Below are 24566 nucleotides of genomic sequence, written 5' to 3'. Positions count from 1 at the left end.
ATTCCGGGGATTCGAGCATCGAATCCATGCGCTTGCCTTTCCGTGCGGGAATCCCTCACCCGCGTGTTCTCCGCGTCAGATAATCCTCGCACGAGGCACTCGCCCTTGCCAGATCGATTCGTCGTCGTGGCCAACGGGCGGCCTCGCGTCCCGGCCGGAAAATTCCGCGGTCGGCGTTTATGGTCGACTCGCTCGCGGTCTCGCACGAGCACGGTGAATTACCGGCGGAGCGGCGTGAGCGTAGTGTCGTAATGTGATTCGATGACGCGCCGTGCGGACGATTTCGGCGTGCGTGCGGAAAGGGCGGGCGGTCGCCTGAGGTCTGAGGTCTGCGGCCCCCGCGCGTCGCCGGCCCGCCGGCCCGCCCGCCTGTGCGTCACGCGTCTTCCGGAGGAGCTGAGCCCCTGTGCTGGACATCGCCGAAGAGCTGTCCCGCTGGTGTGAGCGGGGCCTTCCGTTCGCCGTGGCCACCGTGGTCTCCACCGGCGGCAGCGCTCCGCGGCAGCCGGGGGCGGCGCTCGCCGTCGACGGCGGCGGCAACGTGATCGGGAGCGTGTCCGGAGGCTGCGTCGAGGGCGCCGTCTACGACCTGTGCGTGCAGGCGCTCTCCGGCGAGGGCCCCACCACCGTCCACGAGGAGTTCGGCTACTCGGACGAGGACGCCTTCTCGGTCGGGCTGACCTGTGGCGGCCGGATCGGCATCCTGATCCAGCGGATCGACCCCGGCGAGCGTCCCGAACTCGTGCGTGCCGTGACCGCTGCCGTCGACGGCGAGGCGGCAGCCGTGGCCCGGATCGTCGGCGGACCCGCCGAACTCCTCGGCCGGGCCCTTCTGGTGCGCCCCGACGGCTCCCACGAGGGTGGCCTGGGCGACGCCGAGCGCGACCGCACCGCCGCGCGGGGCGCCGCCGCGATGCTCGCGGCCGGCCGCACCGGCACCCTCGTCGTCGGGGCCGACGGCAGCCGCTGCGGGACGCCGCTGACCCTCCTGGTGGAATCCAGTGTGCCGCCGCCCCGGCTGCTGGTCTTCGGCGCGATCGACTTCGCCGCGGCCCTCGTCGGCGTGGGGAGGTTCCTCGGGTACCGGGTCACCGTCTGCGACGCCCGGCCGGTGTTCGTCACCCGGCTGCGGTTCCCCGGCGCCGACGAGATCGTCGTGGACTGGCCGCACCGCTATCTCGACCAGGAGGCGGCCGCGGACCGGGTGGACGGCCGCACCGCGATCTGCGTACTCACCCACGACGCGAAGTTCGACGTCCCCCTGCTGGAACTGGCCCTCCGCCTGCCCGTGGCGTACATCGGCGCCATGGGCTCGCGCCGTACCCACCTCGACCGTCTCGACCGCCTGCGCGAGGCGGGCCTGACCGAGGCGGAGGTGGCGCGTCTGCATTCCCCGATCGGCCTCGACCTCGGCGCCCGTACGCCGGAGGAGACCGCGCTGTCGATCGCCGCGGAGATCGTCGCCCACCGCTACGGAGGATCCGGCGCCCACCTCAGCGGTGCGGCCACACCCATCCACCGGAGTGTGTGAGTTCCGCACCCGCCCCCGGTGTCCACGGGCGGGAGCGCCACACCGGCCGTGCGGTCCGGAGGGACAAGCGGATGCGATGACGTCCGGGGGCTCGTACCGTTGCCGTACGAACAATTCCGTGTGCGGTGAACGGGCGCGGGGCTGCATAGACGATGTCGCCGCAGTCGGGTGAATGTACGCCGCTGATCCCGGCATGTGCATCGTGCGGAGGTGCCTGACGGCAGAATTCCCTCACTCATGTTCCGGCGCCCGGTCATCACCGGGGCCGGTGATGACCGGGCGCCGGAATCGAAGCGTCGCAGGAACGCAGGTCTCATTTCACAGTGGTACCGGAGACGAGGTGCAATGACATCGCGAGCGGAACCCACCGATTCGCAGTCCGTCCCGCAGGCAGAGTTCGCACTGAGGGTCAATGGGGAGGCGCACACCCTGCGCACGGACTCCCGGGTCACCCTGCTTGACGCACTGCGCGACAAGCTGGGTCTCACCGGCACGAAAAAGGGCTGTGACCAGGGAACATGCGGCGCGTGCACCGTGCACGTGGACGACAAGCGCGTGCTGTCCTGTCTGACCCTGGCAGCGCAGTGCGACGGGCGCGAGGTGACCACCGTCGAAGGACTCGCGGACGGCGAGGACCCGCACCCCCTGCAGGCCGCGTTCCTCAAGCACGACGGATACCAGTGCGGGTACTGCACGCCGGGCCAGATCATGTCGGCCCTCGGGCTGCTGTCCGAAGGCCGGGCCGGCTCGCCCGACGAGATCCGCGAGTACATGAGCGGGAACATCTGCCGGTGCGGCGCGTACCAGAACATCGTCGCCGCGATCCAGGAAGTGGCCGGTGATCACAAATGAGGCCGTTCGACTACGTCCAGGTACGCGAGGTGGCCACGGCCCTCGCCGAAGCCGGGACCGACCGCGACGCCAGCTTCCTCGCAGGCGGCACGACGCAGCTCGACCTCATGAAGGACGGGGTGCTGAGGCCCGGCCGGCTGATCGACATCACGCGTCTTCCCCTCGGCGGTGTCGAGCTCAGGGGCGGGAACCTCTTCGTGGGCGCGCTGGTCACGATGGAGGAACTCGCGGCCGACCCCGTCGTCACCGAGCGCCTGCCGCTGGTACGGGAGGCACTGCTGCGCAGCGCCTCGGTCCAGCTGCGCAACATGGCGACCATCGGCGGCAACCTCCTGCAGCGCACCCGCTGCCGGTACTTCCGCGACCCGTCGGTGGCGGCGTGCAACAAACGGAAGCCCGGTACGGGATGCGCGGCCCTGACCGGTGCGCACCGCACGCACGCGGTCCTCGGGACCAGCGACAACTGCATCGCCACCAGTCCCTCCGACGTGGCCGTGGCGCTGATCGCCCTTGACGCGGTGGTCCACGCCAGCGGCCTGGACGGGGACCGCACGATCCCGCTCACGGGCTTCTACCGGCCGCCGGGGGACACCCCGGACGTGGAGAACGTGCTGAAGCCCGGCGAACTCATCACCGCGATCGAGGTGCCGCTCCTGCCGGAGGGGGCGCGCTCGGACTACCTCAAGGTGCGCGACCGGGCGAGCTACGAGTTCGCGCTGGCGTCCGCGGCCGTGGCGGTGGTGCTGGACGACGGCCAGGTCATGACCTCGGCCCGGGTGGGCCTGGGAGGAGTCGCCACGCATCCGTGGCGCGCCCTCGAAGCGGAGGAGATCCTGACCGGCGGCACGGCGAGCACCGACGTGTTCCGCGCGGCCGCACGCGCCGCGCTGTCCGGGGCCCAGCCCCGCCCCCAGAACGCCTTCAAGGTGGAACTCGCGCAGCGCACGCTGGTCCGTGCGCTGGAGACAGTCACGGGAGTCAGCTCATGACGACGACCTCTCGCCCCCTCCTCGGTCCGGGGATCAACCGTGTCGAGGGGCCGCTGAAAGTGGCCGGCAAGGCCGACTACCCCAACGACTACACGTATCCGGACATGGCGCACGCCGTGCTCGTGCGCGGCACGATCGCGGCGGGCCGCGTCACCGGCCTCGACACGACCGCCGCCGAGCGGGCCCCCGGAGTCGTCCGGGTGATCACGCACCACAACGCCGGGCTGCTCGAACGGGCGCCCGTCACGCCGCTGGGCGTGTCACCGCCGGCGCCCCTCCAGGACGACGTGCTCCTCCACTACGGCCAGCACGTGGCGGTCGTCGTGGCGGAGACGTTCGAGCAGGCGACGGAGGCCGCCGGCCTCGTCCGGGTCGAGTACGCGCCGGGCGAAGCCGTCATGGACCTGGAGGACCCGCGCGCGGAGCGGCGGACGAATCCCTGGAAACGGGACGTGCAGCGGGGCGACTCCGCCGCCGCACTGTCCGACGCCGACGTGGTGATCGACCGCACCTACACCACCGTCGACAACACGAACAATCCGATGGGGCCGCTCACCACCGTCGCCCGGTGGGAGGGCGACACGCTGTTCGTCAACAACTCGACGCAATGGCCGACTCTCGAGCGCACGTCACTGGCTGCCGTCTTCGGCATTCCCGAGGAGTCCGTCCACGTCATCGCGCCCTACGTCGGCGGAGGGTTCGGCGCGGGTCTCCGGGTCTGGGCGCACGTCGTCCTCGCCGCCCTGGCCGCGCGCCAGACGGGGCGACCGGTGAAGCTGGTGCTCACGCGACCGCAGATGTTCACGGCCTGCGGTCACCGTCCCAAGGGGAAGCAGCGCCTGCGGATCGGCGCCACCCGTTCCGGTGAGCTCGTGGCCATCGAACACGACGCGCTCACGTCGACCGCGATGGACGACGACAACTTCGAGCCGACCGCGACCGCTTCGGGCACCTCGTACGCCTGCCCCAACGTCACGACGAGGGACGTCCAGGCCCGCCTCAACATCCCGGTGCCCAACTCCATGCGCGGCCCGGGGGCGACCACGGGCAACTACGCGCTGGAGTGCGCGATGGACGAGCTCGCGGTCGAGCTCGGTATGGACCCACTGGAGCTGCGCCTGCGCAACGACGCCGCCGTGCACCCGCAGTTGGGGCTGCCGTGGTCCAGCCGCGCGCACAAGGAGTGCCTCGAACACGGCGCCGAACTCTTCGGATGGTCACGGCGCACCCCCGAACCGGGCTCCATGCGCCAGGGCAACCTGCTCGTGGGCTACGGCCTGGCCGCCGCCAGCTACCCGTGGTTCCGCGCGCGCTGCGAGGCGCGCGCCACGATCCGCCGGGACGGGACCGCCTTCGTGCGCAGCGCCGGAACGGAGATCGGCAACGGCGCCTACACCGTCTTCACCCAGCTGTCGGCGGAACTGCTGGGCCTGGACGTCGGGCAGGTCACGTTCGGGCTGGGCGACGGCTCCATGCCCTTCGCCCCCCAGACGGGAGGGTCGGGCCTGACGGGCTCCATCGGCAGCGCGGTGTACGAGGCGTGCCGGCAGCTCATCGGGGACTTCCTGGCACTGACGGCGAACGACGCGGAGTCCCCCCTGCGGGGGTGCTCGGTGGACGACGTCGACGTCGACGGCGGCTACATCCGCCGCCGTGACGACCGCTCGAAGGGCGAGTCGTACGCGGAGATCCTCAGGCGGCATGCCGTCGAGGAGCTGACCGCGGACGGCGAGAGCACGCCGGTGCAGCCGCAGGACCTGGGCATGGCGCCGGCGGGTGCCTTCGGAGCGAAGTTCGTCGAGGTCCACGTCGACCGTGACCTCGGACGGCTGCGGGTGGCCCGCGCGGTCTCCGTCATCGACGGCGGCCGCATCCTCAACGAGAAGACCGCCGCGAGCCAGATCATCGGCGGAACGGTCGGTGGCATCGGGATGGCCCTCTTCGAGGAAGCGATCAGCGACGACGTCACCGGACGCATCGCCAACGCCACGCTCGGCGACTACATCGTCCCCGTCAACGCCGACGTCCCCGACATGCAGGTCGCCTTCGTCGGCTCGTACGACCGCGCCAACCCCATCGGGACCAAGGGCATCGGAGAGATCGGCATCGTCGGCATCGCTCCCGCGATCGCCAACGCGGTCTTCCACGCCACGGGGCGGCGCATCCGCTCCCTCCCCATCACCATGGACCAACTGCTGTGAGCGGCGGCGGAGGACACCATGACACCTGACGAACTGCGCGCCGCCCTGGTCGGCGCCTGGCGCCTCGTGTCGTACGAGGCCCGCGGCGTCGACGGCGGTGAGGTCGTCCGTCCCTTCGGGGACCGGCCCCTCGGTCTCATCATCTACTCGGCGGACGGCTACATGTCGGCCCAGATCACACGGCCGGACAGGCCGCGGTTCGACACGGACCGGCTGGAGTCGGGCCGCCCGGAGGAGCTGACCGAAGCGGCCCGCAACTACCTCGCCTACGCCGGCCCCTTCCGCGTCCAGGACGGTCAGACCGTCATCCACGACGTCGCGTTGAGCCTGTTCCCCAACTGGATGGGAGGGGCGCAACTGCGCGTGGCGCGACTCGACGGCGAGGTGCTGCAACTGGCGCTGGCCACCCCCACACGCATCTGGGGAGCGCTGCGGACGGGTGTCCTGACCTGGGAGCGGGTGGGGCGCGGAGGCGGGTGACGCCGAGCACGACCGCTGCCGACGCATCGAACGACCTGGACTCCGCTTCACCGCACAGATTCTGAAGGCCTGTGCGGTGGGGCGGAGTTCTTGCGGCGTGACCGATGAAGCGTCACCGATGAAGCGTCACCGGTGAAGCGTGACCGGTGTGCATGGCCGACGAAGGAGCTGTGCGGCGACCCGGCCGACGGGCTGAGCCGAATCCGGAGGCTACGGGCCGGTCGCGACGCCGAGCACGACCCCGATCGCCGGCGAGTGGAGGAGCGGCCTGTTCGCACGCACGGCCGAGGCGGTCCTGACGGGCCGGGTGGTGCGGCGTTACCCTGCGCGGACGATCCTTCACTGGAGGTACGGATGCGTCATTCCGTCGGCCGGAATGTGTCGTTCCTGAGCGTGATCGCCGTCCTGGGCTCGTTCGGTGCCGCCGCTCCCGCGGCATCGGCACCCCCCGTCCCGCCCCCCAAGTCACCGGTGGCGGTGGGCTACGGGGGAGCCGTGTCGAGCGTCGACGCGGACGCGTCCGCCGCGGGCATCGAGGTCCTCCGCAAGGGGGGCAACGCGGTCGACGCGGCCGTCGCCACCGCTGCGGCGCTGGGGGTGACCGAGCCGTATTCGGCGGGAATCGGCGGCGGGGGCTACTTCGTCCACTACGACGCCGCGACCCGCACCGTCCGGACGATCGACGGGCGTGAGACGGCCCCTCGGAGCGCCGACGCCTCGCTCTTCCAGGAGAACGGGGTGCCGATCCCCTTCAACGACGCCGTCACCAGCGGCCTCGGAGTCGGTACCCCGGGCACCCCCGCCACCTGGCAGAAGGCCCTCGACGCCTGGGGGAGCAAGCCGCTCGGAAAGCTGCTGGAACCCGCCGAACGGCTGGCCCGCGACGGATTCACGGTGGACGAGACGTTCCGCTCGCAGACAGCCGCCAATCAGGCGCGCTTCGCCGACTTCCCGGCGAGCGCCGAGCTCTTCCTCCCCGGAGGACAGCCGCCGGTGGCCGGCTCCGTCTTCAAGAACCCCGACCTCGCCCGCACGTACCGGACCCTCGGGCGCAAGGGTGTCGACGAGCTGTACCGGGGTGCTCTGGCGCGCGACATCGTGTCGACGGTGCGCAAGCCCCCCGTGGACCCGGCGGCGACACGGGTGGTGCGGCCGGGAGACCTGACGACCGGTGACCTCAGGGCGTACCAGGCGCTGTACCGCGCCCCCACCGAGGTGGGCTACCGGGGACTCGACGTGTACGGCATGGCGCCGTCGTCCTCCGGTGGGACGAGCGTCGGCGAGGCGCTCAACATCCTGGAGTCCACCGACCTCTCGAAGGCCGGTGAGGCGCGCTACCTCCACCGGCTCATCGAGGCGAGCCGCATCGCCTTCGCCGACCGGGGACGCTGGGTCGGCGATCCCGCGTTCGAGGACGTGCCCACCCGTGAACTGCTGGGGCAGCGCTTCGCCGACTCGCGGGCCTGCCTCATCAAGGACGACGCCGTCCTGACCAGCCCCCTCGCACCGGGCGATCCCCGTGATCCCGCCCGGTGCGCGCGCGGGAAGGGGGCGGCCCCGACGACGTACGAGGGTGAGAACACGACGCACCTCACCACGGCCGACAGGTGGGGCAACGTCGTCGCCTACACCCTGACGATCGAGTCGACGGGGGGCAGCGGAATCACCGTGCCCGGGCGCGGCTTCCTGCTCAACAACGAGCTGACCGACTTCTCCTTCGCCCCGGCGAACCCGGCGGTCCACGACCCGAACCTGCCGGGTCCGGCCAAGCGCCCGCGTTCGTCGATCTCGCCGACCATCGTGCTGGAGCACGGAAAGCCCGTGCTGGCCCTCGGCTCGCCCGGCGGTGCCACGATCATCACGACGGTCCTGCAGTCGCTGACCGGACATCTGGACCGGGGGCTGCCGCTGGTCGAGGCGATCGCCGCGCCCCGCGCCAGCCAGCGCAACTCGGCGACCACCGAGATCGAGCCCGGCCTCTGGAACAGTCCGGTGCGGGCGGAGTTGGAGGCGCTGGGCCACGTCTTCAAGGCGAACCCGGAGATCGGGGCCGCCACCGGTGTCCAGCGGCTGCCGGACGGGCGCTGGCTGGCGGCCGCGGAAAAGGTGCGGCGCGGCGGTGGCTCGGCCATGGTGGTGCATCCGAGCGGCCGTTCCTGACGGCTCGCCGCTCCCGGGCCCCGGGGCAGGCACGACGCGACTGCGCGCCGTACCGGCCCGGGGTCCCGCGGCGGCCCGGCCCGTGGGGCGCCGCGTCGGCCAGGGGGGCCCGCCCGGGCCCTCCGCGTCCAGTGAAAGGCGTCTCCCACGGTGCGTACGCGCATGCTCGCCCTCGTCGCCGCCTCGGGCGCGGCCGTCCTCGCCGCCGCCGCACTGCCGGCTTCCGCCGTTCCCCCGCGGGCTTCCGGTGCTCCGAGCGAGGGCGCGGTCGGGGCCGCCGAACTCCTGGACCGGGTGAGGACCTGCGACCGGATCTCCCACGGGATGTACCGGACGGACCAGGGGAGCCCGGCGAAGATCCCGGTGTGCGGGACGAAGCGCGCCGTGTTCTGGACGGCGGACATGGACATCGACTGCGACGGCCGCACCACCGCCGTCTGCAACGGGAAGACGGACCCCGCCTTCCAGCCCGGGACGGCGTTCCAGACGTCTGCGGGCAAACCCCTGGATTCGAGCGTGCTGCCCTACATCGTCGTGCCCGGGCCCGGTCCGTTGTGGAAGTACGCCGACTACGGGATCAAGGGCGGTTCCGTGGCCGCCGTCGTGTACGGCGACAAGGTCCTGTACGCCGTCGTCGGCGACACGGGGCCCACCGGGATCATCGGGGAGGCGTCGTACGCCGCGGCGAAGAAGCTCGGGATCGATCCCGACCCGAAGAGCGGCGGAACCGCCTCAGGCGTCACTTACATCCTGTTCCGCGACTCCGCGGTGTCACCGATCGAGGACCACGACGCCGCTGTCGCGGAGGGTGAGGCCCTCGCCGCGGAGTTCGTCGCGGGCGGCTGACGGACGGCCGCGCCCTTCCCGGTGGTGCGGCACCGCGCGCCGACGCGGGCCGGTCACCTCGATGGAAGCGGCCCCTCCCGGCCAATTACTATACCGATTCGGTCGGTATTAGAATGACGGCATGGTACGAAACCCACTGACACCCGAGGAGCGCCTGCGCGGCGAGCGCCTCGGTGAGCTGCTGCGCGAGGCGCGCGGCGGACGCAGCATGGTCGCCGTCGCCGCCGACGCGGGCATCTCGGCCGAGACGCTCCGCAAGATCGAGACGGGCCGGGCGCCCACACCCGCGTTCTTCACGGTGGCCGCACTCGCGGGAGCCCTGGGGCTCTCGATGGACGAGCTGCTGCCGCGCGTCCTGGCGGTCCCCGTGCCCGTACCGGACACGGAGAACCTGCCGCTCACGGCGTAGGGCGGGTAGGGTCGCGCCCGTGACCCTCCAGGACTTCGCGCGCAGTGAGTACGTCAGCCTGACCACGTACCGGAAGGACGGCACGCCCGTCGCCACTCCCGTGTGGGCCGCGGCGGACGAAGGCGTCCTGTACGTCTGGACCCGGACCGACAGCTGGAAGGTCAAGCGGCTGCGCAACGACAGCCGGGTGCTCGTCACGGTCTGCGACGTCCGCGGGCGGATCGCGGAGGGCGCGCCGAGCGCGGAGGGAGCGGCGCGGCTGCTCGACCATGACGGGACCCGCGCGGTGCGTACGTTGCTTGCCCGCAAGTACACCTGGAAGTTCTGGCTGGTGGACTGGCCGGCCATGGTCGCCCGCCTCGGCAAGCGGCCCCACACGGGCATCGCCGTCACCTTCTGACGGGGGCGCGGCCGGCCGTCCGGAGCCGTTCGGCGCCCCGGACGCAGCACACCGGAAAAGTGCGCGTAGTCCCGTCGTAACACGCCTGCGGTCGAATGCCTGCGGACTGGAGTCCTCCAGTCGGCCGGCCGGTGAGGGCGACGGTGACAGTGCATCAGCATGCTGTGGCAGTAAGGGCGTTCGCACACTACCTACGAGACCTGGCCGCACTGATCGATCCCGGCCGGGGGTGGTACGCGGTCTTCCGCACGCGCGATCCCGACGGCATGCGCGCCTGCTTCGAGGGCTCCGAGGTGCCGCCCTGGGACGTGGTCGAATCGTTGCTCCAGGATCTGGCCGCCACTCGGGGTACGGCGTTCGCCGCCGAGGAGTCCGCACGGGCCGCCGCCCTGTGGGCCGCGTCCGTCGCCGCGCACGACGGGCGGCCCGGCGGCCGGGAGGAACTCGCCGGACGGCTGGGCGTGATGCACCGTGAACAGGCCGGTGCCGCCTGGCGCTTGAGGGAGGCCGGAGCCGGGGCGCCGGACGGGGACCCGGACGCGATGGCCTGGGCGAGGGACGACCACGCCCGCGCCTCGGCCCGCTGCACGGAACTGCGGAACAGGCTCGCGGCGGTGGAACAGCGCTCGCCCGAACAGCGCTTACCCGAGAGGCAGTTCGGCGCGCAGGGCGGAGATGGACCGGAAGCCGGTGCCGAGTCCGCGACCGCCGACCCCCGCTCGCCGTCGGGCCCCCTGACCGCAGGGACGGACCCCGGTCCGGGGCAGAGGAGCGGAACCAGGCGGAGGAGACCGCGCGGGGCACGCTTCGCGGGGCTGGACGTCGAGGACGGACCGCAGGCGAACCCGGTACCGGCGGGCACGACCGAAATGCCCGCTCCCGCACCGGACATGGCCCGCCCGCTCGGGGCCCGCTTCGGCGGTGCTCCGGCCGGGGACGGCGTCCGGCACGCTGCCCCGCGCGCCGGCGCTCCCGACCTCGCGGCGAGACGTGCCGCCGAGGACGCCGTCGCGCTGCTCGTGCGGCTCCGCGCGGACGGCCGCAGCGGTGAGGCGCACGTCGTGCTCTGCGAGGCGGCCGGCCGGCCCGCCGCGCACCTGCCGGTGCTCGCCGACGCCTTGGACGGGGCCGGGCTGGCGGCCGACCGGGCCACCCTGCTGTGGGAGGTCTCCTCCCTGCCGCCCGCCGAACTCGCCGCAGCCGCAGGCGCGCTGGCGGCCGCCGGCCGGACGGAGGACTGCGGGCACCTGCTGCGGCAGGGAGTGGCACGGCCCGCCGGGGAGATCGCCGACGCCGTGGTCGCGCTCGACCGGGCGGGCCTGGAGCCGGAGGCACGGGCGCTGCTGGGCGCGTTCGTCCGCGCCCGCACCCCGCAGGACGCGGCCCGTGTCGCGGAGGGCGGCCCACCCCATCTCGTCCCCCAACTCCTCGCCGCCGCACGTGAGGTGTCGGCCGCGCGGGAGTGGGACATCGTCCACGCGCTGCGGGTCGCGGGCATTCCGGCGCCCTGAGGGCTGCGGACGGGGCAGCCCGGCCGGAACCCGCGACGAAGCGGAGGATGCCTCCGGCGCCTTCGGGGTGTGGGCGCGGCCACGCGCGCCCCGCCGCGGTCGCCGCCGTTCCGGCACGTCCATCCGGGGCGCCGCCCGTTGCGCGGGGGAGGAGATCATCCGCGGCCTCGACGCCGCACCCCGCTCCTGTGGGCCCGGCAGATGATCTCCCCGCCTTCGGAGGGTGCGGGTTCTGCCGTCCCCGTGGCCTGTGGCCCATGCACGTCGCCAGTGCACACGGCCTTGCGGAGAAAAATCTTCCTCCACCCCCTAGGGTCGGTCGAGGCATAACCACACAAGTGGTACATGTCCCCCCAGTGAAGTGGAGGCACCATGCTTACGCAGGAGATGACTCTCACCGCTACCCCGGCCCAGACCACGACGCTCAGCGCCCTGATGGCGGAGCCCGAGGCAGTCGTCAGCGACGCCCCGCTCTACACCCCCGAAGCGGCGGGCTTCCTGCTCGCGCTTCTCCTCCTGTCTCCCAAGGAGCCGAAGGAGTCCCGGGGCAAGTGAGTTCCCACTCCGCTTTCGCCGAGGCGGCTGACGCCCTGGCAGGCAGCGTCCTCGGTGCCCTCAACGGCACCGGGGACGCTGTGCAGCCCGCGCGGTTCGTCGACGACGCCCCCGACACCCTCGCGGCGCTGGCCGCCGTCAGGGTCCTCGGGGCCGACCTCTTCAGCCCCCACCTCCTGACCGGGCAGCCCTTCGAGACGCAGGACGCCGCCGTGGTCGCCAAGGCGTTCGACGCCTTCCCCGCGTCCGGCACCACCGAGGAGCCGGTCGTCGCCCGGCGGGACAACGCCACCGCGGTCCTGCTCGCCCGGCTCGCGGGTGACGAGACCCTGCGCGCACTCGCCCCCGAGCCGCGGGACACCGCGCAGCTCGCCGGTACGGAGGACTGGAGCGCCTGGTCCGTCCGCATGGCCCAGCTCGCGCCGCTCGCCACGACCGGTCTCGACGGCCCGGTGCACGAGGCCGCCCGTCGTGGTGCACTGCCGCTGAGCCGGGGCATCAGCCGCTCCATCCTGAGGCGCGACTTCCCCACCGCCGTGCGCCTCGTCCGCTGGCTGGCGTGGCTCCGGCACGAGGGCGTGGCTCTCCCGCTCGACCCGGACGTCGCCGCGGAGCACGTGCAGCTGGTCGGCGGCGCGGGCCCGCGCGCCGCGCTGGACCTCGCGATCGCCCGTCACTTCCTCGAATCCCGGCCCGGCACACCCCCTGAGGCGGCACGCACATGACGACGATCCCCGAGCCCGTCACCCGGGCGGCGCGCAGCATGGCGGACAGGGCCCTCTCGTGGCTGCACGCCAACCGGGACCTCGGTGGCCTCCCACCCGGCACCACCGAGACGATGGCCGACCCCGACAGCGTCTACAAACCCCTCGGGGAGACGACGCTCGCGGCCTCTCTCATCCTGCGCGACGGCGTCGCCGGGCCCGGGCGCCTGGCGGCCGCCCAGAGCCTGATGGACTTCACGTGGGAGCAGTTCCGCCAGGGCGACATGATCTACGAGCGCCAGCTCCGCCACGCGCTGATGACGGACCCGCTGGAGATGTACGCCCCCTTCGTGCGCTGCGGCTACCGTCACGCCGAGCTCGACCGGCTCCTCGCCCACCGGTCCCGCATGCGGTCGGTGCACAGTGTCGAGGTGCTGCCGAACCGCAGGCTCGCCGTCGCCAACGCCGCCCGGGTCGTCGGCCTCGACCATCCCGACGACCCGAAGGCGCTCGCCGCCGCCACCTGGCTCGGGGCCAGGCCGGAGCCGTGGGCCATGAACTGGATCACGGCCTACGCCGTGACGCACACGGTCTTCCACCTCACCGACTGGGGCGGGAACCCGGCCGGGCTGCCGCCCGAACTCGCCGACTACGTACGCACCTGGCTCCCCGTGTGGATCGACGTGTGGCGTGAAGTGGGCCAGTGGGACCTCGTGACGGAACTGCTCGTCGTCGGCGCCTCGATCGAGGACCCGTACTGCCGGCCGGAGGACTGGGAGGCCGTCGCGGCGCTCCAGCACGAGGACGGCCTCGTGCCCCGCGACAGCGATCCCGTCGACGACGACCCGCAGCAGCGGTTCACCGACCATCAGCACACGGTCGTGGTCGCCGCCGTCGCCGGCTCCGTCGCACTCGCCCGGGCGGCCGGTCAGCGGTGACAGCGTGACGCGGTCCCCGCTCAGCGAGCGTCTCCGGCCCCTGCTGACCGCCGCCGAAGGACCGGCGGCCGCGGTCGCCGCGGTACGGGGGGCCGAGTGCGCGGTGCTCTGCCGCGGCCCGGTGGACGAGAACAGCAGATTCGAGACGGGCTCGCTGACCAAGACCTTCACCGCCCTGCTCCTCGCCGAACTGGCCGCCCGGGGTGAGGTCCGTTACGGCGACCGGGCCGACCGCTATCTCCCCTTCCGGCTGCCCGGGCCGCCCCTCACCCTTCTGCACCTGGCCACCCACACCTCCGGCCTGCCCCGGCTGCCCCCGGGGCTGTTGCCCCGGGCGGTCCGCAGCGGCTGGCTCAGCAACCCGTACGCCGGATTCTCCGAGGGTGACCTGCTGGCCTCCCTGCGCCGTACCCGGCCGCGCCACCGGCCGGGCACCCGCGTGCTGTACTCCAACTTCGGCGGAGCCCTGCTCGGCCACGTACTCGCCAGGGCGGCGGGTGGCGGCGGGGGCGACTACGCCGGCCTCCTGGCCGACCGCGTCACCGGACCGCTCGGCCTCACCCGCACCGACTGCGACCCCAACAGGCCACAGGTGACTGGCTATTGGCGCGGTCGCGCCCGTCCGGTGATGCTGATGCCGGGGCTCACGGCCGCCGGGGCCGTGCGCTCCAGCGCCCGAGATCTCCTGCGTCTCCTGGGGCTCCTGCTCGACCCCGGCTCCGTGTCCGACCCCTTCCTGCGCACCGCGCTCACCGAGGTCCAGCGGCCCCGGCTCGGCGTGCCGAGGACCGGTTCGCGCATCTGCCTCATCTGGAACCTCCGGCCGCGTCCCGACGGCGCACTGCTCCACCACTCCGGGGGCACGCGCGGATTCACGGCGTTCGCGGGGTTCCACCCGGTCTCCGGTACGGGGCTCGTCGCCCTGACGAACTCGGCCCCGACCCCCCTCGCGCCCTTCGTCCAGGCCGCTTACGGGGCCCTGGGCGCACTGGGCCGGGGGTCCGAGGACCGAGCTGGACCGCTCGGGTGTGAAACATGATCGACTCCGCCGGTTCACGGCGATGGTCTTGCCCCGCTGTGTGACGGGGCTTACGTTCTCCTCCTATGCACCGTGTCTACGGGCGTAGAGAACGCGTAGAGGCTCTCTGACGCCGCGTCGAAGGAGCAGCTCATGTCCCACGTCGTACGCGCCGCACTCGTCCAGGCGACCTGGACCGGCGACACCGAATCCATGATCGCCAAGCATGAGGAACACGCTCGCGAGGCAGCCCGGCAGGGCGCGCGGATCATCGGGTTCCAGGAGGTGTTCAACGCCCCCTACTTCTGCCAGGTGCAGGAACCCGAGCACTACCGCTGGGCCGAACCCGTGCCGGACGGTCCGACGGTCCGGCGCATGCAGGACCTGGCCCGCGAGACCGGCATGGTGATCGTGGTGCCGGTCTTCGAGATCGAGCAGTCCGGTTTCTACTACAACACCGCGGCCGTGATCGACGCCGACGGCTCGTACCTCGGCAGGTACCGCAAGCACCACATCCCGCAGGTCAAAGGGTTCTGGGAGAAGTACTACTTCAAGCCCGGCAACGCCGGCTGGCCGGTCTTCGACACAGCCGTCGGCAAGGTGGGCGTCTACATCTGCTACGACCGGCACTTCCCCGAAGGATGGCGCCAACTCGGACTCAACGGGGCGCAGTTGGTCTACAACCCGTCGGCGACCTCACGGGGGCTCTCCGGCCATCTGTGGCAGCTGGAACAGCCCGCGTCGGCCGTCGCCAACGAGTACTTCGTCGCCGCGATCAACCGCGTCGGCCAGGAGGAGTACGGCGACAACGACTTCTACGGCACCAGCTACTTCGTCGACCCGCGCGGACAGTTCGTGGGGGACGTCGCGAGCGACAAGGAGGAGGAACTCCTCGTGCGCGACCTTGACTTCGGACTGATCGAGGAGGTCCGCAACCAGTGGGCCTTCTACCGGGACCGAAGGCCCGACGCCTACGAGGGGCTGGTGGAGCCGTGACCGGGCTGCACGAGCGCCACCTCGCCGTCAGCCCCGCATGGCTGGCGCTCTACTACCGCCGGCCCCTCGAACTCACCCACGGCGAGGGCCGGCACGTCTGGGACGCGGACGGCAACCGCTACCTCGACTTCTTCGGCGGCATCCTCACCACGATGACGGCGCACGCCCTGCCCGAGGTGACCAAGGCCGTCACCGAGCAGGCCGGCCGCCTGATCCACTCCTCGACCCTCTACCTCAACCGCCCGATGGTCGAGCTCGCCGAGCGCATCGCCACGCTCTCCGGAATCCCCGACGCGCGGGTCTTCTTCACCACCTCGGGCACCGAGGCCAACGACGCCGCCCTGCTGCTCGCCACCGCATACCGCGGGTCGAACCAGATCCTGGCGATGCGCAACAGCTACCACGGCAGGTCCTTCTCGGCGGTGTCCATCACGGGCAACAGGGGCTGGTCGCCGACCACTCTGTCCCCGCTCCAGACGCTGTACGTCCACGGCGGGGTCCGCACCCGCGGACCGTACGCCGAACTCAGCGACGAGCGCTTCATCAAGGCCTGCGTGTCCGACCTGGAGGACCTGCTCGGGCACACCCGGGATCCGGCGGCGCTGATCGCCGAACCAGTCCAGGGCGTCGGCGGTTTCACCGCACCCCCGGACGGTCTCTACGCCGCGTTCCGTGAAGTCCTCGACCGGCACGGCATCCTGTGGATCTCCGACGAGGTGCAGACCGGCTGGGGCCGCACCGGAGACCACTTCTGGGGCTGGCAGGCACACGCCGAGAACGGTCCGCCGGACATCATCACCTTCGCCAAGGGCATCGGCAACGGCATGTCGATCGGGGGAGTCGTCGCCCGGGCCGACGTCATGAACTGCCTGGACGCCAACTCCATCTCGACGTTCGGGGGGTCCCCGGTCACCATGGCCGCGGGGCTCGCCAACCTCTCGTACCTCCTGGAGCACGACCTCCAGGGCAACGCCCGGCGGGTCGGCGGGCTGCTCATCGAGCGGCTCCGCGCCGTCGGCGCGGCCTCGGACGCCGTGAAGGAGGTACGCGGCCGAGGGCTCATGATCGGCATCGAGCTGGTGAAGCCCGGAACGGACGAGGCGGACCCCGAAGCGGCCGCCGCCGTCCTGGAAGCGGCCCGCGCCGGCGGGCTGCTCATCGGCAAGGGCGGCGGTCACAACACCAGCGTCCTGCGCATCGCCCCTCCGCTGTCGCTCACCGTCGCAGAGGCGGAGGAGGGTGCGGCGATCCTGGCCGAGGCCCTCCGCGCGGCGGTCTGATCGCAGCGCCCCGCGGCGGGAGTCCCCGCCGCGGGGAACTCCACGTCCACGCACGTACGTCATCGAGCAGCCGGCCCACGGGTACAGGCCCGTTCCGCCACCGCGAGGAGGGGCACATGAACCGCACCGTCATCCACGGCGGACTCGTCGTCACCGCGTCCGACGAGATCCACGCCGACGTACTCGTCGAGGGCGGACGCATCGCCGCCCTCGCCGCCCACGGCACCGAGGCCGCCGCGAGCTGGAGCGCCGACCGCAGGATCGACGCCACGGGGAAGTACGTCATCCCGGGTGGCGTCGACGCGCACACGCACATGGAGATGCCCTTCGGCGGGACGTACGCCGCCGACACCTTCGAGACCGGCACCCGGGCGGCGGCCTGGGGCGGGACCACGACGATCGTCGACTTCGCCATCCAGACCGTGGGCCGTTCGCTGCAGGAGGGGCTGGACACCTGGCACGGGAAGGCCGACGGCAACTGCGCCGTCGACTACGCCTTCCACATGATCATGTCGGACGTGAACGCCTCCTCCCTCAAGGAGATGGACCGCCTGGTGGCGGAAGGCGTCACCTCGTTCAAGTTGTTCATGGCCTACCCCGGCGTGTTCTACAGCGACGACGGTCAGATCCTCCGGGCCATGCAGCGCGCCTCCGGCAACGGCGGTCTGGTCATGATGCACGCGGAGAACGGCATCGCCATCGACGTCCTGGTCGAACAGGCGCTGGCCGAGGGGCGCACCGACCCGCGCTACCACGGCGACGTCCGCAAGGTGGCGCTGGAGGCCGAGGCCACGCACCGCGCCGTCCAGCTCGCCCGGGTCGCGGGATCGCCGCTCTACGTCGTGCACGTCTCCGCCGACGAGGCCGTCGCGGAGATCGCGGACGCGCGCCACAAGGGTCTCCCGGTCTTCGGGGAGACCTGCCCGCAGTACCTCTTCCTCTCCACGGACAACCTTGCCGAACCCGGCTTCGAAGGGGCGAAGTACGTCTGTTCGACCCCGCTCCGCCCCCGGGAACACCAGGAGGCGCTCTGGCGCGGGCTCCGCAACAACGAGCTCCAGGTCGTCTCCACCGACCACTGCCCCTTCTGTTTCTCGGGCCAGAAGGAGATGGGGCGGGGCGACTTCTCGAAGATCCCCAACGGCATGCCGGGCGTCGAGAACCGGCTGGACCTCCTCCACCAGGCCGTCGTGGACGGACACATCTCACGCAGGCGGTGGATCGAGATCGCCTGCGCCTCCCCGGCCAGGATGTTCGGGCTCTACCCGAAGAAGGGCACCATCGCACCGGGCGCCGACGCCGACATCGTCGTCTACGACCCCGCCGCGGAGCAGACCATCTCCGCCGAGACGCACCACATGAACGTCGACTACTCCGCCTACGAGGGGAAGCGCGTGACGGGCCGGGTGGAGACGGTCCTGTCGCGCGGGGTGCCGGTGATCGAGGACCGCGCCTACGTGGGACACGCGGGCCACGGGACGTATCTGCCGCGGGGGACCTGCCAGTACCTGTGACGCGCCGGTGGGGCGGCGGACGCCGACGCGGTGTCGGGGTCCGCCGCCCCCGGAGCGGGACGACGTGCCACTTCTTCCCGGGCTGCTTCGGGCCGGGCTACTTCGGGTCGCGGTTGTACAGCGAGGTGGACCAGAAGTAGCCGAGTGCGGCCAGTCCCAGGCACCAGGCGACGGCGATCCACCCGTTGTCGCCGATCTCGGTGCCGAGGAGGAGTCCGCGCAGGGTCTCGATTGCGGGGGTGAAGGGCTGGTACTCCGCGATCGGCTGGAACCAGCCGGGCATGGAGTCCAGCGGCACGAAGGCGCTGGAGAGCAGCGGCAGGACCATCAGCGGCATGGCGTTGTTGCTTGCGGCCTCGACGTTCGGACTGGACAGGCCCATCCCGACCGCGATCCAGGTCAGCGCCAGGGAGACGAGCGTGAGCAGGCCCAGGGCCAGCAGCCATTCCACCGCGGTGGCGTCGGTGGACCGGAAGCCGATGGCCACCGCAACGGCCCCGACGGTGACGATGCTGAGCATGCACTGCAGGACGCTGCCGACGACATGCCCGATCAGCACGGATCCGCGGTGGATCGCCATCGTGCGGAAGCGGGCGATGACCCCCTCGGTCATGTCCATGGATACCGACACCGCGCTGCCGATCGTGGTGCCGCCGATCGTCAGCAGCAGGATGCCGGGGACGATGTACGAGAGGTACTCGGACCGGTCCGAGTCGCCGCCCCCGATGCCGGCGCTCATGGTGTCTCCGAAGATGTAGACGAAGAGCAGGAGCAGCATGACGGGGGTGAGCAGCAGGTTCAGGGTGAGCGACGGGTAGCGGCGCACGTGCAGCAGGTTGCGGCGCAGCATGGTGGCCGAGTCGCGGGCGGCGAGGGTGAGGCTGCTCATCGGGCTGTCTCCTTGGGCTGGTTGGGGTGGTCGAGGTCGGTCTGTGTGGGGAGGGTGGGGCTGGTGAGGGCGAAGAAGACGTCGTCGAGGTCGGGGGTGTGGACGGTGAGTTCGTCGGCGTGGATGTGGTGGGTGTCGAGGCGGTCGAGGATGGTGCGCAGGTCGTGCTGGCTGCCGTCGGAGGGGAGGGTGAGGGTGAGGGCTTCGTCGTCGTGGGTGGTGGGGGTGAGGGTGGTGACGGCTGTGCGGTAGGCGGTGGGGTCGGTGAAGCGGAGTCGGACGTGGCCGCCGGGGATGAGGCGTTTGAGTTCGGCGGGGGTGCCTTGGGCGGCGATGGTGCCGTTGTGGAGTACGGCGATGCGGTCGGCGAGTTCGTCGGCTTCCTGGAGGTACTGGGTGGTGAGGAGGACGGTGACGCCGTCGGTGACGAGTTGTCGGATGATCTGCCACATGGTGTGGCGGCTGCGGGGGTCGAGGCCGGTGGTGGGTTCGTCGAGGAAGATGACGCGGGGGCTGCCGACGAGGGTCATGGCGATGTCGAGGCGTCGTTTCATGCCGCCGGAGTAGGTGGAGGCGGGTTTCTTCGCGGCATCGGTGAGGTCGAAGCGTTCGAGGAGTTCGGCGGTGGTGCGGCGTCCCTCGGCCTTGGGCAGGTGGTGCAGGTCTGCCATGAGGAGCATGTTCTCCTCGCCGGTGATGAGTCCGTCGACGGCGGAGAACTGACCGGTCACCCCGATCGCCGCACGGACACCGTCCGGTGACGTGGCGATGTCGTGGCCCGCGACCTGGGCCTGTCCGCCGTCGGCGCCGATGAGCGTGGAGAGGATCTTGACGGCGGTGGTCTTGCCGGCCCCGTTCGGACCGAGGAGCGCGAACACGGAACCGGTCGGGATGCGCAGATCGATGCCGTCGAGCACCGTCCTGTCGCCATAGGACTTGCGCAGTCCGACGGCTGAGACGGCGGGCGGGGCGAGATGGCCGTCCGCGATTTTGGATGTGGGCATGACAGAACTGGGCATGTGGCCCTCCGGGGCGAAAAGTGAACTGGCAGGCGGGGTGAGTGAGTCGGCGGCGACCCCTCGTGGGGGTCAGGCCTTGGCGCGGCGGATGTCGATGTTCCCGAACCGGGTGCGGGCGTGGACCTTGACGGTGTCCTCGGTCGTCTCGGGCGTCTCGGACGTGGTGAGGGTGTTGCGCACCTGTCCGGCGCCGGAGCTCGCGTCGATCCACGCTGCCGTGCCCTCCCGGATCCCGACCTCGATGGCGCCGTAGGAGGTCTCCAGCTGAACCGTGCCGCGCGCCACCTCGCCCACGCGCAGCGTGCCGTGCGCCGTGGTCGCGGTGACCGAGTCCCCGGCGCGCCGGACCTCGATGTCGCCGTTGGCGCCGCTCACCCGCAGCTCACCGATCGCGACGTCGACGGTCGTGCTGCCGTGCGAGTTCTTCAGGACGGCGGGTCCGTCGACGAGGCCGACGCGCAGACTGCCGGAACTGGTGGTGATCTCGGCCGCGCCGTCCACCCTGTCCACGGTGATGGAGCCGTGCGACGCGGTCAGTTTCAGCCGGCCGGTGGTGTCGAGGCGTACGTCGCCGGACGATGTCTTCACGCGGACCTCGCCGAGCCGGCCGTCGCCGACGACCTGGGTCCAGGAGCCCGTCACGTCGACGCTCGACCCCGCCGGCAGTTCCACCGAGACGTCGACCGTGCCCGTGCGGCCGAACAGATTGCCCTTGGGGGTCCTGACGTTCAGGGTCCCGCTCGTGCAGGTCACCTCGGTCTGCTCGGCCGCCCGGACGTCCTGGTCCCGCTTCGGGTCGCGGGGCAGTACCTCGACGACGGTGTCGAGGCGGTCGCCCGCGGTGAATCCGATGGAACCGGCGTACACGTGCGCCGTGGCCGAGATGGGCGCGGGAGTGTCGTAAGAAGGCATGGCTGTACCGTCCTCTGTGGTTTCGAAGCATTCCTGCTGGTGGGAGGGGTGCGAGTGATGACGCTGCGGGGGCGGGTGTGCGACTAGCGCACCCAGCCCGTGAAGCTCTGTCCGACGCTCCGGGTCTTCTCCGCCGTGCGCGGCCGGGCTCCGCCGTCGACGGCGGCCGACACCGCACGCACCAGCCACGCGTTGACCGAAAGGCCCTCTCGGTTCGCGGCTTCCTCGGCGCGGGCCTTGAGGTGGGTCGGCAGGCGCAGATTGACGCGGGCCGTGCCGCCCTCGTCGCCGTCCACCGGCGACGGGGCCTGAAGCGGCTCGGCGGCCGCGGCCGGCTGAGTGCCGGTGCCGCCGTCGGTGGGCGGCCGTGTCACCACGAAGTCGGGGTCCAGCCCGCGCAGCCGTACGTCGACCGAGCCCGGGGCGAGTTCACGGGTGATCTCGTCCGTCGCGGCGGAGAGCACGTTCAGCATCGCCAGCCGGGTCGCCGACTCCAGGGGGGCGGTGAGCCGCTCCGCCAGTGCGCGGGCTTCGTCGCCGCCGGCCTCGGCGGCCACCGCGAGTTCACGGCGGAGGGTGTCGACATACGGGGTCAGGTCCATGGCGCCATCATGGCATCACTATGGCGCCATGTGCAACCTCCCTGGCGCCTCTTCCGGCGCCGTTTACCCGCCTGGTGCTCTGACCTGCGAATATGGGCTGGTGTCACCCTGTGTGGGGATGCTTCCGCGTGCCCGATTGCGGGGCCGCTGCTGCGCGGTGGTGCCACCTGGTGCCATGTGGTGCCACCTTGTGCGTCATGTGGCGCCACGCGGTGCCGCATGGGGTGCGGGTGGGTTCCGGACTCACCGCTCGGGACGCATCGTTCCGGACGCATCGTTCCGGACGCACCGAGGGGGACGCACCGCTCCGGACGCGCCGAACCGGATCCGCCGTCGGGCTGGATCCGGTTCGGAGGGCAGTGTGCCGGGATGCCGTCATCTACTCCTGCACGAACGCCAGGAGGTCGGGGTTGAGGACCTCCGGGTGCGTCGAGAGCATTCCGTGGGGGAGGCCCTCGTAGCTCTTCAGCCGGCCGTTGGGCAGCAGCTTCGCGGAGAGCGGGCCGGCGTCCGCGTACGGCACGATCTGGTCGTCGGTGCCATGGGCCACCAGGACCGGAACCTCGATCTTCTTGAGGTCCTCGGTGAAGTCGGTTTCCGAGAAGGCCTTGATGCACTCGTAGTGGGCGTTGGCGGCCCCGCGCATGCCCTGCCGCCACCAGTTGTCGATGAGGCCCTGCGACACCTTGGCTCCGGGCCGGTTGAATCCGTAGAACGGACCCGTGGGCAGCTCGATGTAGAACTGGGCGCGATTCTCGGCGAGGGTGGCGCGGAAGCCGTCGAAGACCTCGATCGGCAGCCCGCCCGGATTCGACTCGGACTTCACCATCACCGGGGGGACCGAGCTGACGAGCACGGCCTTGGCGACCCGCCCTGCCTCGGCACGGGCGACGTACCTGGCCACCTCGCCGCCGCCGGTGGAATGGCCGATGTGCACGACTCCGCGCAGGTCGAGCGCCTCGACCACGGCTGTCACGTCGGCGGCGTACGTGTCCATGTCGTGCCCGGTGGCGCTCTGGGACGAGCGCCCGTGTCCCCTCCTGTCGTGGGCGATCACGCGATAGCCCTTGGAGAGGAAGAACAGCATCTGGTTGTCCCAGTCGTCCCCGCTGAGCGGCCAGCCGTGGTGGAACATGATCGGCTCGGCGTCGCGCGGGCCCCAGTCCTTGTAGTAGATGGTCGTGCCGTCGATGGTGGTGACCGTGCCCATGGTCGATCCTTCCGCTTGAACCGCTGGTGCGAGGAGGGAGACGTGCGGCAGCGCGTCGGCTTGCGGGGGCGGAGCTGCCGCCGCCGGGAGGCGCCGAGACCGCGACCAAACGCCACAAACGATACCGCTAAGTGGCATAAGTCTCATTTCGCGCCAGGTGGCCGTCGAGAGGGCCTCCTGCACGGGTCCGAGCGAGCTCCCGGCGCGGGGGAGAGGGACGTGGGGGCGGCGTTCACCCGCCCGGACCGCCTGACAGTGCCGGGCCGTTTCACCGGCGGCAGTGTCGTCAGCGTTCAGCCTCCCTCCTTCTCGAAAGAGTGGTCATGACGCAGCTACGGCACCCCCGGAACCGACGGATCCTTCCTCTCGCACTGCTCCTGCCGGCAGCGGCGCTCATAACCGCCGGCCCCTCCCTGGCGTCCGAGGGTGCCGGTGACACGCGGTCCCACGAGAGTGCGAAGCCGACGGTCGTGCTGGTTCACGGTGCCTGGGCCGACGCCTCCGGTTGGGACGAGGTGACCGAGAGCCTCCAGGCCAAGGGCTATCCGGTGGTCGCCACCGCCAACCCGCTGCGCAGCCTGTCCGGCGACTCCGCCTATCTGGCGGCCCGGCTCAAGGCGATCAAGGGGCCGATCGTCCTCGTCGGCCACTCCTACGGGGGCGCCGTCATCACCAACGCGGCCACCGGCAACCCCGACGTGGAGTCCCTCGTCTACATCGCCGCATTCGCGCCGGACAAGGGGGAGAACACGCTCGCGCTGGCCGCAGAGCATCCGGGAAGCCGCCTCACGGATGATCCTGCCGCGCCCGTCCCCACCGCCCTCGACGCCGTGCCGATCGGCAAGAGCCCCACGGACGTGGACCTCTACATCAAGCCCGACAAGTTCAGCGACGTGTTCCTGAGCAACCGGGTGGACGCGGGCAGGGCCGCCGTCCTGGCCGCGTCCCAGCGCCCCGTCACGCCCGTGGCCGGCGCGGAACCGTCCGGGACGCCCGCCTGGAAGACGATCCCGTCGTGGTACCTCGTCGCCACGGACGACCGCACCATCGGTACCGAGAACCTGCGCCACATGGCCCGGAGGGCCGGCTCCACCACCGTCGAGGTGGACGCCCCGCACGCGGTACTGGAGACCGACCCCGGCGCCGTCACCGACCTGATCCTGCGGGCCGCCCACGACAGCGGCCCGGCCCTCGCCAGGACCGGCATGTCCACGCAGGCCACCGCGCTCACCGGCGCGGCGCTCCTCGCACTCGTCACGGGCACGGCCCTGGTGCTCGGCGGCCGCCGCTCGAAGCGGGTCTGAGCCCCGCCGCTCGCCGTACGCCGCCCCGCCCCGCCCCCGTCGTCCACCACGGACCGGGGGCGGGGCGCGGTCGTGTACGACACGCCGGAACCTCCCCCGGAGCGCCGCTCCCTCCTGCACCGTCCCCTCCCGGTGCTCCCTTCGGGCGCCGTGTCACCCCGCCTCGCGCCCATGCCCGGGACACCGGGCGCATCGCGCGTAGAGTGCCCCTTCCCAAAGCCCGCCCACGGGTCCAGGATTGTCCCC

At 71.6% G+C, this 24566-nt stretch carries 23 protein-coding genes; 18 read left to right on the top strand and 5 right to left on the bottom strand.

Translation table 11 applies throughout. The annotated features are described in order from the left end of the window. The first annotated feature begins 406 nt into the window (after positions 1-406). From ACFYY2_RS14480 to hydA, 17 genes are all read left to right on the top strand, one after another. A complete protein-coding gene (locus ACFYY2_RS14480; RefSeq protein WP_388741901.1) occupies positions 407-1531 on the top strand; it encodes an XdhC family protein in 1125 nt (374 codons plus the stop codon). 345 nt (positions 1532-1876) lie between these two features. Then, positions 1877-2383: a (2Fe-2S)-binding protein gene (locus ACFYY2_RS14475; protein WP_388741898.1), complete on the top strand. Its 507-nt coding sequence runs from the start codon at positions 1877-1879 to the stop codon at positions 2381-2383. Further along, positions 2380-3372 carry an FAD binding domain-containing protein gene (locus ACFYY2_RS14470; protein ID WP_388741895.1) on the top strand — a complete coding sequence of 331 codons (993 nt, stop codon included), beginning with the start codon at positions 2380-2382 and terminating at the stop codon, positions 3370-3372. Before ACFYY2_RS14475 ends, ACFYY2_RS14470 begins: the two co-directional genes overlap by 4 nt. Beyond that, a complete protein-coding gene (locus ACFYY2_RS14465; protein WP_388741893.1) occupies positions 3369-5573 on the top strand; it encodes a xanthine dehydrogenase family protein molybdopterin-binding subunit in 2205 nt (734 codons plus the stop codon). Before ACFYY2_RS14470 ends, ACFYY2_RS14465 begins: the two co-directional genes overlap by 4 nt. 18 nt (positions 5574-5591) lie before the next feature. Then, on the top strand, positions 5592-6053 hold the full coding sequence (locus ACFYY2_RS14460; RefSeq protein WP_388741891.1) for a lipocalin-like domain-containing protein: 462 nt from the start codon (positions 5592-5594) through the stop codon (positions 6051-6053). A gap of 354 nt (positions 6054-6407) precedes the next feature. Next, positions 6408-8213, top strand: a complete 1806-nt coding sequence (ggt, locus tag ACFYY2_RS14455) for a gamma-glutamyltransferase (protein WP_388741889.1) — start codon at positions 6408-6410, stop codon at positions 8211-8213. Between the two features lie 150 nt (positions 8214-8363). After that, positions 8364-9059 carry a glycoside hydrolase family 75 protein gene (locus ACFYY2_RS14450; protein WP_388741887.1) on the top strand — a complete coding sequence of 232 codons (696 nt, stop codon included), beginning with the start codon at positions 8364-8366 and terminating at the stop codon, positions 9057-9059. 121 nt (positions 9060-9180) lie between these two features. Then, the gene (locus ACFYY2_RS14445) at positions 9181-9468 is read left to right on the top strand and encodes a helix-turn-helix domain-containing protein (protein WP_388741885.1); all 288 of its coding nucleotides are present in this window, start codon (positions 9181-9183) and stop codon (positions 9466-9468) included. A gap of 19 nt (positions 9469-9487) precedes the next feature. Next, complete coding sequence (locus ACFYY2_RS14440) at positions 9488-9868, top strand: PPOX class F420-dependent oxidoreductase (RefSeq protein WP_388741882.1); 381 nt, start codon at positions 9488-9490, stop codon at positions 9866-9868. Between the two features lie 143 nt (positions 9869-10011). Then, positions 10012-11379: a hypothetical protein gene (locus ACFYY2_RS14435; RefSeq protein WP_388741880.1), complete on the top strand. Its 1368-nt coding sequence runs from the start codon at positions 10012-10014 to the stop codon at positions 11377-11379. A gap of 372 nt (positions 11380-11751) precedes the next feature. Next, positions 11752-11934 (top strand): hypothetical protein, encoded by a 183-nt coding sequence (locus ACFYY2_RS14430; protein WP_388741877.1) that lies wholly within the window; start codon positions 11752-11754, stop codon positions 11932-11934. Next, positions 11931-12659: a hypothetical protein gene (locus ACFYY2_RS14425; protein WP_388741875.1), complete on the top strand. Its 729-nt coding sequence runs from the start codon at positions 11931-11933 to the stop codon at positions 12657-12659. The genes ACFYY2_RS14430 and ACFYY2_RS14425 overlap by 4 nt, the downstream gene beginning before the upstream one ends. After that, positions 12656-13576 (top strand): DUF6895 family protein, encoded by a 921-nt coding sequence (locus ACFYY2_RS14420; RefSeq protein WP_388741873.1) that lies wholly within the window; start codon positions 12656-12658, stop codon positions 13574-13576. The genes ACFYY2_RS14425 and ACFYY2_RS14420 overlap by 4 nt, the downstream gene beginning before the upstream one ends. Positions 13577-13580: 4 nt before the next feature. After that, positions 13581-14615, top strand: a complete 1035-nt coding sequence (locus tag ACFYY2_RS14415) for a serine hydrolase domain-containing protein (RefSeq protein WP_388741870.1) — start codon at positions 13581-13583, stop codon at positions 14613-14615. Between the two features lie 132 nt (positions 14616-14747). Further along, positions 14748-15590, top strand: coding sequence for a nitrilase-related carbon-nitrogen hydrolase (locus ACFYY2_RS14410; protein WP_388741868.1), 843 nt, complete (start codon positions 14748-14750; stop codon positions 15588-15590). After that, positions 15587-16870: an aspartate aminotransferase family protein gene (locus ACFYY2_RS14405; protein ID WP_388741865.1), complete on the top strand. Its 1284-nt coding sequence runs from the start codon at positions 15587-15589 to the stop codon at positions 16868-16870. The genes ACFYY2_RS14410 and ACFYY2_RS14405 overlap by 4 nt, the downstream gene beginning before the upstream one ends. 116 nt (positions 16871-16986) lie before the next feature. Further along, positions 16987-18384 (top strand): dihydropyrimidinase, encoded by a 1398-nt coding sequence (gene hydA / locus ACFYY2_RS14400; protein ID WP_388741862.1) that lies wholly within the window; start codon positions 16987-16989, stop codon positions 18382-18384. 97 nt (positions 18385-18481) lie between these two features. On the opposite strand, the gene ACFYY2_RS14395 is transcribed toward hydA, so the two are convergent. From ACFYY2_RS14395 to ACFYY2_RS14375, 5 genes are all read right to left on the bottom strand, one after another. Beyond that, a complete protein-coding gene (locus tag ACFYY2_RS14395; RefSeq protein WP_388741860.1) occupies positions 18482-19273 on the bottom strand; it encodes an ABC transporter permease in 792 nt (263 codons plus the stop codon). Beyond that, the gene (locus ACFYY2_RS14390; RefSeq protein ID WP_388741857.1) at positions 19270-20292 is read right to left on the bottom strand and encodes an ATP-binding cassette domain-containing protein; all 1023 of its coding nucleotides are present in this window, start codon (positions 20290-20292) and stop codon (positions 19270-19272) included. The genes ACFYY2_RS14395 and ACFYY2_RS14390 overlap by 4 nt, the downstream gene beginning before the upstream one ends. Before the next feature lie 69 nt (positions 20293-20361). Further along, positions 20362-21204 carry a DUF4097 domain-containing protein gene (locus ACFYY2_RS14385; protein ID WP_388741854.1) on the bottom strand — a complete coding sequence of 281 codons (843 nt, stop codon included), beginning with the start codon at positions 21202-21204 and terminating at the stop codon, positions 20362-20364. 83 nt (positions 21205-21287) lie between these two features. Next, complete coding sequence (locus ACFYY2_RS14380) at positions 21288-21806, bottom strand: toxin-antitoxin system HicB family antitoxin (protein WP_388741851.1); 519 nt, start codon at positions 21804-21806, stop codon at positions 21288-21290. A 379-nt stretch (positions 21807-22185) separates the two neighbouring features. Next, on the bottom strand, positions 22186-23016 hold the full coding sequence (locus ACFYY2_RS14375) for an alpha/beta fold hydrolase (RefSeq protein WP_388741849.1): 831 nt from the start codon (positions 23014-23016) through the stop codon (positions 22186-22188). 323 nt (positions 23017-23339) lie between these two features. Here ACFYY2_RS14375 and ACFYY2_RS14370 point away from each other — a divergent pair, with 323 nt between their 5' ends. After that, positions 23340-24320: an alpha/beta fold hydrolase gene (locus tag ACFYY2_RS14370; RefSeq protein WP_388741847.1), complete on the top strand. Its 981-nt coding sequence runs from the start codon at positions 23340-23342 to the stop codon at positions 24318-24320. Positions 24321-24566 lie beyond the last annotated feature (246 nt).

The sequence above is a fragment of the Streptomyces sp. NPDC001822 genome (assembly GCF_042892135.1).
Lineage (GTDB): Bacteria > Actinomycetota > Actinomycetes > Streptomycetales > Streptomycetaceae > Streptomyces.
Note: the sequence above shows the minus strand (reverse complement) of the source record. Positions and strands in the feature narration are given on the sequence as shown.